We start from the raw sequence: 13,002 nt of genomic DNA on the forward strand, positions 1-13,002 counted from the left end.
CGCTGGCGCCTTTCCTCCTCCTCCCTCTCCCCGTTCTTACGGGGAGAGGGGCGGGGTGAGGGGCTCTATCCACAAAGACGATGACAGTCGGGCTCCCGGAATACGCGCGACGCGCGCATTCCGGCCTCTCCCCGCACGCGGGGAGAGGCGAAGGACGACCTGTCAACCCGTCATCCGGCTAGGGCACTCTTCCGAGCGTTGCACTTGCTCTCGTCTTGAAGAATTCATCATTGAAACTCATCTTGTGTCGCCCGCGGGTAGGCGAGTACCCTGATGTTTCTGCGGCGATCATGCGAGGGCCTGGGATGAGCGGACCGGACGGAAGCGAGCAATTTGTCAAAACGCACGATTTCGTTTCGCCCCGGCATTGCGCGATCGCCGGGCTTCTTGTCGCGGCATTCGCCCTCGCCGGCTGCGGCCAGCCGGCCTCTCAGGCGGCCGCCCCTCCGCCGCCGCCGGTGACCGTTGCCCAGCCGGTCAAGCGCACCGTCACCGATTGGGACGAATTCACCGGCCGCTTCGAGGCGACGGAGGAGGTGCAGGTGCGCCCCCGCGTCGGCGGCTTCGTCAACTCCGTCGAATTCCAGGACGGCGCGATCGTGCGTCAGGGCGATCTGCTCTACGTCATCGACCCGCGGCCGTTCGAGGCGGTGGCGGAGCAGGCGGACGGCCAGCTCGCGGACGCACGCGCCAAGGTGGAACTCGCCAAGCGCGAGCTCGACCGTGGCCTGAACCTGGTCCAGACCAGCGCCGTGTCCGAGCAGGTCGTCGACCAGCGCCGCCAGGCCCTGCAGGCCGCGCACGCTGCGGCGACGCAGGCCGAGGGTGCACTGAAGGCCGCGCGGCTCAACATCGAGTTCACCCACGTGACCGCGCCGCTCACCGGCCGCGTCAGCCGCCATCTCGTCAGCCCCGGCAATCTCGTGCAGGGCAGCGACACCGGCACCTCGACGCTGCTCACCTCGATCGTGACGCTCGATCCGATCTACGTCTATTTCGACATGGATGAGGCGACGTTCATCAAATACAGCAAGCTGTGGTTCGAGGGTAAGCGCCCGAGCTCGCGCGACACCGCGAACCCGGTCCAGGTGACGCTCGCCGGCGAGACCAAGCCGTCGCATGAGGGCACCATCAACTTCCTCGACAACCGCCTCGATGTCTCCACCGGCACGCTGCGCAGCCGCGCCGTGATCAAGAATACCGATCTCTCCATCCTGCCCGGCCAGTTCGGCCGCGTCCGGCTGATCGGCAGCGCGCCCTATGAGGCGCTGCTGATTCCGGATGTCGCGGTTGCCACCGACCAGTCCCGCAAGATCGTGTTCGTGGTCAAGCCGGACGACACCGTCGAGGCGCGTCCCGTGGTGCTCGGACCGCTCGAYGAGGGCCTGCGCGTGATCCGCGAAGGGCTGAAGGCGGAGGACCGCGTCATCGTCAACGGCATCCAGCGCGCCCGTGTCGGCGCCAAGGTCACGCCGTCTCCCGCGCAAGCGCCGGCCGGTGGCAAGCCCGGTGACAAGTCATGAATCTTGGCCGTCTCTCCATCAACCAGCCCATCCTGGCGATGGTGCTGTCGATCGTGCTGCTGATCGTCGGCACGCTCGCCTATACCACGCTGCCGGTCTCCGAATATCCGCAAGTGGTGCCCCCGACCGTCGTCGTCACCACGCAATATCCGGGCGCCTCGGCGCAAACCGTGTCCGACACCGTCGCGGCTCCGATCGAGCAGCAGATCAACGGCGTCGAGGACATGCTGTATCTCTACAGCCAGGCGACCTCGAACGGGCAATTGACGATCACCGTCACCTTCAAGCTCGGCACCGACCTCGACAAGGCGCAGGTGCTGGTGCAGAACCGCGTCGCGATCGCGCAGCCGCAACTGCCGGACGAAGTGCAGCGCAACGGCGTCGTCACCCGCAAGAACTCGCCCGACATCCTGATGGTCGTGTTCATGCTGTCGCCCGACGACACATTCGACCAGCTCTACATCTCCAATTACGCGCTGCTCCAGGTCCGCGACCAGCTGCTGCGGATCGACGGCGTCGGCGACATCCAGATTTTCGGCGCACGCGATTATTCGATGCGGCTGTGGCTCGACCCTGACAGGATCGCCAATCTCGGCCTGACCTCGACCGAAGTGCTGGCGGCGATTCGCGCGCAGAACGTGCAGATCGCGGGCGGCCAGATCGCGGAGCCGCCGATCGCCGACCGTGCCTTCCAGCCGAACCTCACCTTCACCGGGCGGCTGAAGGACCAGAAGCAGTTCGAGGACATTCTGATCAAGGCCGGCTCCGACGGCCGCACGGTGCGCCTGCGCGACGTCGCCCGCATCGAGCTCGGTGCGCTGGCGTACTCGACCAACAGCTTCCTGCTGCGCAAATCGGCGGTCGCCATGCTGGTGACGCAGCGGCCCGGGTCGAACGCGCTCGCGACGGCCAAGAACATCTCCGACACCATGACGAAGCTCAAGGAGAGCTTCCCGAAAGGCCTCGATTACAATATCGGCTACAACCCGACCGAATTCATCGCACAGTCCGTCCACGAGCTGATCAAGACCATCTACGAGGCCATGCTGCTCGTGGTCATCGTGGTGCTGGTGTTCCTGCAGGGCTGGCGGCCGGCGATCATCCCAATCATCGCGATCCCGGTCTCGCTGGTCGGCACGTTTGCRGTGATGGCGGCGCTCGGTTTCTCCATCAACAATCTCACCTTGTTTGGCCTCGTGCTTGCGGTCGGCATCGTGGTCGACGACGCCATCGTGGTGGTGGAGAATGTGGAGCGCCATCTCGAGCACGGCCTGAGCCGGCGCGATGCCGCGCTCAAGACCATGGAAGAGGTCGGCGGCGCGCTGGTCTCGATCGCGCTGGTGCTGTGCGCGGTGTTCGTGCCGACTGCATTCATCGGCGGCATTTCCGGGCAATTCTTCCAGCAATTTGCCGTCACCATTGCGGTCGCGACCGCGATCTCCTGCTTCTGTTCGCTGACGCTGTCGCCGGCGCTGGCCTCGCAGATCCTCACGCCGCATGAGGAAAAGCGGCCGCCGGCAAGCTGGAATGTCATCGCGCGCGGCTGGAATGCCTTCACCGGCGTCTTCAACCGTGTGTTCGACCGGCTGGCGCATGGCTATGCCGGCGTCGCCAATTTCGTCATTCGCCATTCGGTGGTGATGATCCTGATCTATGTCGTGCTGATCGGCAGCGCCGGCTGGCTGATCGGGACCACGTCGCAAGGCTTTATTCCGGCGCAGGATCGCGGCTACGTCATCATCTCCGTGCAATTGCCGGGCGCGGCGTCGCTGGCGCGCACCACGGAGGTCGTGCGCGAGATCGAGCGGATCTCGCTGGATACGCCGGGTATCATCCGTGTTGCCGCTTTCGCGGGCTTCTCCGGCGCGACGCGCACTCAGGCCGGCAACGCGGCCGCTCTGTTCCCGGTATTCGATGAACCCGAGGTGCGCCTGAAGAAGGGGCTGACGGCGAACGCCATCACGGCCGAGCTGCGCAAGCGGCTCGCCGTGATCCAGGGCGCGTTCATTATCGTCATTCCGCCGCCGGCCGTGCCCGGCATCGGCACCGGCGGCGGCTTCACCATCCGCATCCAGGACCGCCAGGGTCGCGGGCCTGAGCTGCTCGCCGCGGCCACCGACGAGCTTGTTGCGGCGGCGCGCAAATCGCCCTCGCTGCTCGCTCCGACGGTGTTCTCGCCGTTCTCAGCCAACACGCCGCAGCTCTTCGTCGATATCGACCGCACCAAGGCGCAGAAGCTCGGTGTCCCCATCGCCAACATCAACGACACGATCCAGACCTATTTCGGATCGACCTATGTCAACGACTTCAACCTGTTCGGCCGCACCTATCACGTCACCGCGCAGGCTGATTTCCCGTTCCGGAAAGAACCCAGCGACCTCTCGCGGCTGCGCACCCGCAACGGCGCCGGCGACATGGTGATGCTCGGCAGCGTGGTCGAATTCAAGGACGTCTCGGGCCCCGACCGCGTTGCGCGCTACAATCTCTATGCCGCGTCCGAATTGCAGGGCGAGCCGGCGCCGGGCACCAGCTCGACCACCGCGCTCAACGCCATCAAGAAGCTCGCGGACGACACTCTGCCGAGCGGCTTCACCTTCGAGTGGACGGATCTGTCCTATCAGCAGGTCACCGGCGGCAATGCCGGCCTCTACGTGTTCCCGATCTGCGTGCTGTTCGTCTATCTCGTGCTCGCCGCGCAATATGGCAGCTGGACGCTGCCGTTCGCGGTCATCCTGATCGTGCCGATGTGTTTGCTCGCTGCCACCATCGGCGTGCGCATCATGGGCCAGGACGTCAACATCCTCACGCAGATCGGCTTCGTCGTGCTGGTGGGGTTGGCGGCGAAGAACGCGATCCTGATCGTGGAGTTCGCTCGCGACATCGAAAACGAGGGCAAGCCGCGGCTGGAGGCCGTGATCGACGCCTGCCGGTTGCGCCTGCGGCCGATCCTGATGACGTCCTTCGCCTTCATCCTCGGCGTGCTGCCGCTGGTGATCTCGTCCGGCTCGGGCTCGGAGATGCGGCAGGCCGTCGGCGTCGCCGTGTTCTTCGGCATGATCGGCGTCACCCTGTTCGGCCTCCTGTTCACGCCGATCTTCTACGTGGTGGTGCGGAATCTGGCAGAGGGGAAGAACGACGGGAAGCCGAAGGTCGCGGCCTCATAAGTGTCGGTGGTGGCCGCCGGCGCTTCAACATTCACGCTGTCGTCCCGGCGAAGGCCGGGACCCATAACCCCAGGGAGTGGTTTGGGGCTAGCTGGCAATTACCAATCTTCGCCAAATTCAATTCTGTGGGTATGGGTCCCGGCCTTCGCCGGGACGACGATGTGGTGCCGCCCTTCATACTAACGACCAACACGCAATGGATGGGCAGGCGCGGGGTTCTTCACTAGTATCCGCGCGATTTCAAAACAGAAACTGCTGGGAGCCAACATATGAAATCAGCACTTTTGGCCGCCGTCGCAACGTCTGCGCTGCTGCTCGCGGCGCCGGCCTTCGCGCAAGGCGTCAAGATCGGCATCCTCAACGACCAGTCCGGCGTCTATGCCGATTACGGCGGCAAATGGTCGGTCGAAGCGGCCAGGATGGCGATCGAGGATTTTGGCGGCGAGGTGCTGGGCCAGAAGATCGAGCTCGTCACCGCCGATCACCAGAACAAGGCGGACCTTGCGAGCTCGATCGCGCGGCGCTGGTACGACGTCGAGAACGTCGACATGATCACGGAGCTGACGACCTCCTCGGTCGCGCTCGCGATCCATGAGCTCTCGAAGGAAAAGAAGAAGATCGACATCGTCGTGGGCGCCGCGACCTCGCGCCTCACCGGCGATGCCTGCCAGCCCTACGGCTTCCACTGGGCCTATGACACCCGCGCGCTCGGCGTCGGCACCGGTGGTGCGCTGACCAAGGCCGGCGGCGAYACCTGGTTCTTCCTCACCGCCGACTACGCCTTCGGCTACGCGCTGGAAAAGGACACCAGCGAGATCGTCACCGCCAATGGCGGCAAGGTGCTCGGCTCGGTGCGCGTGCCGCTCAACTCCTCGGACTTCTCCTCCTTCCTGCTCCAGGCGCAGAGCTCCAAGGCGAAGATCGTCGGTCTTGCCAATGCCGGCCTCGACACCACCAACTCGATCAAGCAGGCGTCGGAGTTCGGCATCGTCGCCAGTGGTCAGAAGCTCGCGGGCCTCTTGATGACGCTCGCCGAGGTGAACGGCCTCGGCTTGCAGGCTGCGCAAGGACTGGTGCTGACCGAAGGCTATTACTGGGATCTCAACGACCGCACCCGCAATCTCGGCGAACGCTTCCTCAAGCGCACCGGGCGGATGCCGAGCATGATCCACGCCGGCACCTACTCCGCGACGCTGAGCTATCTCAAGGCGGTCAAGGCCGCCGGCACCAAGGATCCGGATGCGGTTGCCAAGAAGTTGAAGGAGCTGCCGGTCGACGACGACTTCGCGCAGGGCGGCAAGGTGCTCGAGAACGGCCGCATGGTCCACGACATGTATCTGTTCGAGGTCAAGAAGCCATCGGAGTCGAAGAAGCCCTGGGACTATTACAAGCTGCTCGCGACCGTCCCCGGCGACAAGGCCTTCTTCACCGCCAAGGACAGCGGCTGCCCGCTGACGAAGTGATGTGGATGTGGTCCTGGCGAAAGCCAGGACCCATTACCCCGACTGGCCGTTGCTGAAACACGCGGGGTGACGGCGTCTGCGACTCGGCCGGCCTACGCCGTCGCCGCTTCCGCCATATACGCGCGCCAGCCGCCATAGGCGGTGATGTCGCGGGCTTCGGCCAGCACTTCCGGCTCGACGAGAAACCCCTTCACGGCACGGCCGTCGGCAAGCCGGATCGTGCCAATCGCCATCGGCGCGGGAATCGCGTTGACGAATTTGCCGAAGGCGGACGACGACAGCGACCAGATCTCGAGCTCGATCGCGGCGCCCTTGCCGGCTGCGACGCGCAGCATGCCGGGCTTCGGCGGCGTGGTCTGGAGCGCATAGAGCTTGTAGTCGGGCGCGGTCTTCGTCACCTCGATCAGATGTCCGTTCAGCGCCTTCAATTCGCCGTTCAGCGCCATGCCGGAGAGATGCGCGCCGACCACCGCGATCGGAATCTCGTCGCCGCTGCTTGCGGGAGGCAAAGCGAGCGGTGGCTGCGCCACGCCCTTGGCGCCAACGGTCAGCCTGGTATCGGCATGGAAGACGCGACCGATGCTCGCGAGCATCGCGTCGCGACCCGCTGGCGCCAGAAGGGTGATGCCGAACGGAATGCCATCAGCACGCATCGCCGCCGGCAGCGCGAGGCCGCAGAGGTCGAGCAGGTTCACGAAGTTGGTGTAGGTGCCGAGCCGGCTGTTGAGCTCGACCGGATTGGCCAGCACCTGCGCGGTCGTATACGCTGTCGGCGCCGTCGGCAGCACCAGCGCGTCGATGTTGGCGAAGGTGCGTTCGGCGATCTTGCGCAGGCCCTGCAAGCGGTAGAGTGCGGAGAAGGTGTCGGCCGCCGTGAGCCGCGAACCGGCGGCCGTGATCTCGCGCGTCACCGGATGGATCGAATCCGGGGCGGAGGCGAGCAGGTTGCGGATCACGAGATAGCGCTCGGCGACCCACGGCCCCTCATAGAGCAGCCGCGCCGTCTCGTAGAACGGCTCGAGGTCGAACTCGACCAGCTTCGCGCCGAGCGCGGTCCAGCGCTTCAGCGCATCGCCATAGGCCGCTTCCGCTTTCCTGTCGCCGAAGAAGATCAATTGCCCGTTGCGCGGCACGCCGAGGCGGAGATTGGCCGGGAGCGGCGTGATCGCGCCGAGCGGCCGGTCGCGCGAGAACGGATCGGCCTGGTCGGGACCCGCCATCACGGAGAGGGCCAATGCTGCGTCGTCGACCGTCAAGGCGAACACCGAGATGCAGTCCAGCGTGCGGCAGGCCGCCACCATCCCCGCGGTCGAGACCATGCCGAGGCTCGGCTTCAGCCCGACGATGTTGTTGAGCATCGCCGGCACGCGCCCTGAGCCTGCTGTATCCGTGCCGAGCGACAGCGGCACCAGGCCGGCGCCGACGGCGGTCGCCGATCCCGAGCTCGATCCGCCGGGGATCAAATCCTCGCGGATCGAATTGCGGGGGATGCCGTAGGGCGAGCGCACGCCGACGAGGCCGGTCGCGAACTGGTCGAGATTGGTCTTGCCGATGATGATGGCGCCGGCCGCGCGCAGCCGCTCGACCGCGGTGGAGTCGTGCGTCGGCGTATAGGCGAAGGCCGGGCAGGCGGCGGTGGTCGGGAAGCCCAGCGCGTCGATATTGTCCTTCACCGCGACCGGCACGCCGTAGAGCGGCAGGCTGGCGGCATCCTTGCGCGCGGCCAGCGCCTCGGCCTCCGCGATCGCGTCCTTCTCGTCGCGCAGGCTGATGAAGACGGCGGGATCGTTGTGGTCGCGGATGCGCTGGTAGCTGCGCGCGACCGTCTGCGCCGGCGTGGCCGTGCCCGCGCGATGCGCGGCCACAATCGCGGCGATCGTTTCAGGCTGCTCAGCCCCCATTTCAGCCCTCATGGCGACAAAACTCCGACAATCTGTCTTCACCCGGATTGAAGCAAGCGATGTGCCATTGTGTACAGAATCCGGGCAGCGCGGATGCTCCGGATATTATCGGGGAATCAGTGGGTTGGGGGAGATTTCGTGGGTCGGCCGGACCGTCGTGCCAGCGCCCCGTTACGGGCATCTGCACAAATCATGGGCAGTCGGGATCAGGTGAAGCTGGCCAGGATCTGGAGCAGCCGCTCCCGGTTCGCCTTGCCGATCTTCTCTTCCACATGCCGTTCGTGCTCGGCCGCAAGCCGCTTGAACTTGGCCAGCGCGGTCTCGCCCTGCGCCGTGAGATGCAGCGCGTGCGAGCGCCGGTCCGTCTTCGACTTGATCCGCTTCACCAGCTTGCGTTGTTCGAGGCTGTCGAGCAGGTGCACCAGCCGGGCGCGCTCGATGCCGAGGCGTTTTGCCACAGCCATCTGCGAAAGGCCGGGATTGGCGGCGATCACCGTCAGCACCGAATATTGCGTCGGCCGGATGTCGACCTCACCGAGCGTCTTGATGAAGTCCTGAAAAATCCAGATCTGGAAGCGTCGCACCGCGTAGCCGGCGTGCCCGGTCAGCGCGTCGAGGCCGATCGCGTCTGCGTCGCTCCGTCGCGCTGCGCCGTTGCCCGTCCGCTTGCGTGCCAGGCTGCTTGTCTCTCGATCGATTGCTCTATCCACCCATCGTCTCCGCAAACATCGCCGCGCCCCCTTCTCTAGCGCCCGCTGGCATCGAAGGAAAGATTGTTGTTGACGACAACAATTGCCGTGCTCAACATTATCGTCAAGGCAGCCCGGAACGAGGCTGCAGCCGATCCCGGGTCCGGGCGAGGAGGAAACCGATGACAGCCGCCCCACGCGGTGACGCGTCAAGTCTGTTCGCAGCGCCGAAGACCGTCGCCGAGCATCGCGCCGACGGCAGCATCGTGCTGCGCTCACCGGCGCCCTTGCGCGGGAGCGCGCGCTGCATCGGCGACTGGCTGGAGCAATGGGCGCGCGAGAGGCCGGATGCGATCTTCCTGGCCGAGCGCGCCAATGTCGACGCACCATGGACCACCGTCACCTATGCGCAGGCGCTGCGGCAGGTGCGCGCGGCGGCGTCATGGATTCTGGCGCAGGGCCTCGGCGCAGAACGGCCCGTGGTGATCCTGTCCGACAACAGCATTGATCACGCGCTGCTCGCGCTTGCCGCGCAACACGTCGGCGTGCCCTCCGCGGCGATCTCGCCGGCCTATTCGTTGATGTCCAGAGACTTCGACAAGCTGAGAAGCATGATCGCGCTGCTGGAGCCCGGCGCCATCTATGTCTCCGCGTCAAAGCCGTTCACCGCGGCACTCGCCGCGATCAGGCCGCTGCATCGGGCGCCGATCATCAGCGGCAATCCCGACGATGCCGATGCGCTTGCGTTCCGCACGATCCTGGGAACACCCGAGACGCCGGAGGTGGCAACAGCCTTCGCCGCGGTGACGCCGGACACCATCGCAAAATTCCTGTTCACCTCGGGCTCGACCGGGACGCCGAAGGCCGTCATCAACACCCAGCGCATGCTGACCTCGAGCCAGCAGGCCAAGGCGCAGACCTGGACTTTTCTCGAGACGGGCCGCGGCGATCTCGTCATTCTCGACTGGCTGCCCTGGAGCCACACCTTCGGCGCCAACCACAATTTCAACCTCGTGCTGCGCAATGGCGGCTCGCTCTATATCGACGGCGGCAAGCCTGCGCCCGGCCTGTTCGCGACGTCGCTCGCCAATCTCCGGAGCGTGATGCCCACGGTCTATTTCAACGTGCCGCGCGGCTTCGACATGCTGATCGCGGCGCTGCGCGGCGATGAGGAGCTGCGCCGCCGCTTCTTCGGCGAGGTGAAGTTCGCCTTCTATGCCGGCGCCGCATTGCCGCAGAATCTCTGGGATGCGCTCGAACAGCTGTCCATCGAAACCGTCGGCCGGCCGCTGCCGATGGTCTCGGCCTGGGGCTCGACCGAGACCTCGCCGCTCGCAACCGACTGCCATTTCCTCGCCGAACGCTCCGGCAATATCGGCGTGCCTATACCCGGAACCGAATTGAAGCTCGTCGCCTCCGGCGACAAGCTGGAGGTGCGGGTGCGCGGCCCCAACGTCACACCGGGTTACTGGAAAGCGCCGGAGCTGACGCAGCAGGCGTTCGACGAAGAGGGCTTCTATCTCATCGGCGACGCCGTGACATTCGCCGACCCCGCGCGGCCCGAGCGCGGCCTGTTCTTCGACGGCCGCGTCGCCGAGGATTTCAAGCTCAATTCCGGCACCTGGGTCAGCGTCGGCACGTTGCGCGTCGCCGGCATCGCGGCACTGGCGCCGCTCGCGCAGGACATCGTCGTCGCCGGCCATGGCGGCGACGAGGTGCGGTTCCTGGTGTTTCCGAACATCGCGGCCTGCCGCGTCCATGCCGGTCTGGATGAAGCTGCCGGCGTGGATGAGGTGCTGAGCCACGAGAAGGTCAGGACCGCAATCGCGCAGGGCCTCGCAAAGCTCAAGCAGCAGGGCGCAAACTCCTCCGGCCACGCCACGCGCGCGCTGTTGCTCGCAGAGCCGCCATCCGTCGACGGCGGCGAGATCACCGACAAGGGCTACATCAACCAGCGCGCCGTGCTGACGCGGCGTGCGGATGCGGTGGCGCGGCTGAATGATGATGCGCCGGGCGCGTGGATTGGTTTGTAGCTGTTCGCTTGTTCATAACGGCGATCGCGCTTTCTTCACCTCTCCCCGCTTGCGGGGAGAGGTCGGATCGCCCCCGGCGATGCGAAGCATCGTCCGGYGCGATCCGGGKGAGGGGTACAGGTCTCTCGACGATCTCGCGAGTGGCGAAAGCCCCTCACCCCACCCTCTCCCCGTGAAGGACGGGGAGAGGGAGTGAGACAGCTCGTACAACAGGCCAGCCATCCTGCCGCATTCTCTCTCGCGATTCTTTTGTTGCCTAAGCAACTAATTTATGCGAACCGTTCCAGACAAGAATGACGGCGGAGGAACCGCTGTGTCTGATCTGGGAGGAAACATGCTCGGCAGGAATGATGCCGCCGGCAAATGCCTGCGCATGCCTGAAAGCGGTCGCACAGCGCGCTCGCCGCGCGTCGTGTCAGCCGTAGCTGCTGTCCGTCACCGCGCCGAGATTTTCGTGCAGCCGGCGCAGCAGATCGATCAGCACCTCGCGCTCGTCCTTGCTGAGGCAGGACAGCAGCCGCCGCTCGCGCTCGAACGCCGCGACGATCACCTTGTCATGGGTGGCGCGTCCTCTCGCCGTCAGCGAGATCGAATGGGTACGGCCGTCGTTCGGGTCGGTGCGGATCGACACCAGCCCGCGCTTCTCGAGGCCGGCCAGCGTCCGGCTCACCGGGCCCTTGTCAAAACCGATGACGTGGCAGATGCGCGAGGCCGGAATGCCGGGCTCGATCGCCAGCAGCGACATGATCCGCCATTCCGTGACGTTGACGCCGAACTGCCGCTGATAGAACGCGGTCGCGCTGTTCGAGAGCTTGTTGGCGATGAAGGTGATGAAGGCCGGAACGTAACGGTCGAGGTCGAGCGTCGGCCCTGCGTCAGCGGGCGCAGGCTTTTGTCTGGATCTGGTCGAGGACGGCGGCATGTCGGGGTTTTGACTCGGGGGCTGCCCGCAGACCTAAGGGCATGCGGTTGCCTTTCACAAGATCAAAATGAKGGAGAACATCAATGAGCGCACCCGGCTCCCCTGTATCCACCGGCGGCACGGCGGTCCCGCATCTCGACGTCGATCCCTTCGCGATGGACTTTTTTGCCGATCCCTATTCCACGCATGAATTGCTGCGGGAGGCCGGGCCGGTCGTCTATCTCGATAAATGGAACGTCTATGGCGTGGCGCGCTATGCCGAGGTCCATGCCGTCCTCAATGATCCCGCGACATTCTGCTCCAGCCGCGGCGTCGGCCTCTCCGACTTCAAGAAGGAGGCGCCGTGGCGGCCGCCGAGCCTGATTCTGGAGGCTGATCCACCCGCGCACACCCGCACCCGCGCCGTACTCTCCAAGGTGTTGTCACCGACAGTGATGAAGCAGGTGCGCGACCGCTTCACGGCGGCGGCGGAGGAGCGGGTCGATGTGCTGCTGGAGAAGCACAGCTTCGACGCAATCACGGACCTCGCGGAAGCCTATCCGCTCTCGATCTTTCCGGACGCGCTCGGCCTGAAGCGCGAAGGCCGCGAGCATCTCATTCCCTATGCGAGTGTCGTGTTCAACGCGTTCGGTCCGCCGAACCAGTTGCGCCAGGACGCGATCGCGCGCTCGGCGCCGCACCAGGCCTATGTCGCCGAGCAGTGCCAGCGCGACAATCTCGCACCCGGCGGCTTTGGCGCCTGCATTCATGCCCAGGTCGACGACGGCGCGATCACCGCAGCCGAGGCGCCGCTGCTGGTGCGCTCGCTGCTGTCGGCCGGGCTCGACACCACCGTCAACGGCATCGGCGCCGCCATCTATTGCCTCGCGCGCTTCCCGGAGCAATGGCAGCGCCTGCGCGACGATCTCTCGCTGGCGCGCAATGCGTTCGAGGAGGCGGTGCGTTTCGAGAGCCCAGTGCAGACCTTCTTCCGCACCACCACGCGCGAGGTCGAGCTCTCCGGCGCGACCATCGGCGAGGGCGAGAAAGTGCTGATGTTCCTCGCCGCCGCCAATCGCGATCCGCGGCGCTGGGACAAGCCGGACAGCTACGACATCACCCGTCGCTCGTCCGGCCATGTCGGTTTCGGCTCCGGCATCCACATGTGCGTCGGCCAGCTCGTCGCGCGCCTCGAAGGCGAGGTGTTGCTGACCGCGCTGGCGCGGCGCATCGCCAGGATCGCGATCACCGGCGAGCCGAAGCGCCGCTTCAACAACACGCTGCGCGGGCTCGACAGCCTGCCGGTCACCATCACCCCGGCCTGACGA

Annotated in this window: 8 protein-coding genes; 5 read left to right on the top strand and 3 right to left on the bottom strand. The window is 65.8% G+C overall.

The features are described 5' to 3' along the window. Positions 1 to 305: 305 nt before the first annotated feature. The 3 genes from ACXJMY_RS12015 (at position 306) to ACXJMY_RS12025 (ending at position 6,150) form a co-directional block, all read left to right on the top strand. Positions 306 to 1,523, top strand: coding sequence for an efflux RND transporter periplasmic adaptor subunit (locus tag ACXJMY_RS12015; RefSeq protein ID WP_456619542.1), 1,218 nt, complete (start codon positions 306 to 308; stop codon positions 1,521 to 1,523). Then, positions 1,520 to 4,687, top strand: a complete 3,168-nt coding sequence (locus ACXJMY_RS12020; protein ID WP_456619543.1) for an efflux RND transporter permease subunit — start codon at positions 1,520 to 1,522, stop codon at positions 4,685 to 4,687. The genes ACXJMY_RS12015 and ACXJMY_RS12020 overlap by 4 nt, the downstream gene beginning before the upstream one ends. 269 nt (positions 4,688 to 4,956) lie before the next feature. Continuing rightward, entirely contained in the window at positions 4,957 to 6,150 is a 1,194-nt protein-coding gene (locus tag ACXJMY_RS12025; protein WP_456619544.1) for an ABC transporter substrate-binding protein, read from the top strand. Between the two features lie 92 nt (positions 6,151 to 6,242). Here the strand turns inward: ACXJMY_RS12025 and atzF are convergent, their stop codons facing one another. Continuing rightward, positions 6,243 to 8,051, bottom strand: a complete 1,809-nt coding sequence (gene atzF, locus ACXJMY_RS12030) for an allophanate hydrolase (protein ID WP_456619654.1) — start codon at positions 8,049 to 8,051, stop codon at positions 6,243 to 6,245. Positions 8,052 to 8,257: 206 nt separating this feature from the next. Beyond that, entirely contained in the window at positions 8,258 to 8,761 is a 504-nt protein-coding gene (locus ACXJMY_RS12035; protein WP_456619545.1) for a MarR family winged helix-turn-helix transcriptional regulator, read from the bottom strand. 161 nt (positions 8,762 to 8,922) lie between these two features. Between ACXJMY_RS12035 and ACXJMY_RS12040 the strand changes: the two genes are divergently transcribed. Beyond that, the gene (locus ACXJMY_RS12040; protein ID WP_456619546.1) at positions 8,923 to 10,773 is read left to right on the top strand and encodes a feruloyl-CoA synthase; all 1,851 of its coding nucleotides are present in this window, start codon (positions 8,923 to 8,925) and stop codon (positions 10,771 to 10,773) included. A gap of 415 nt (positions 10,774 to 11,188) precedes the next feature. Here the strand turns inward: ACXJMY_RS12040 and ACXJMY_RS12045 are convergent, their stop codons facing one another. Beyond that, positions 11,189 to 11,695 (bottom strand): MarR family winged helix-turn-helix transcriptional regulator, encoded by a 507-nt coding sequence (locus ACXJMY_RS12045; protein ID WP_456619547.1) that lies wholly within the window; start codon positions 11,693 to 11,695, stop codon positions 11,189 to 11,191. Between the two features lie 83 nt (positions 11,696 to 11,778). Here ACXJMY_RS12045 and ACXJMY_RS12050 point away from each other — a divergent pair, with 83 nt between their 5' ends. Then, a complete protein-coding gene (locus ACXJMY_RS12050) occupies positions 11,779 to 12,999 on the top strand; it encodes a cytochrome P450 (protein WP_456619548.1) in 1,221 nt (406 codons plus the stop codon). Positions 13,000 to 13,002 lie beyond the last annotated feature (3 nt).

The sequence above is a fragment of the Bradyrhizobium sp. P5_C12 genome (genome assembly GCF_054049735.1).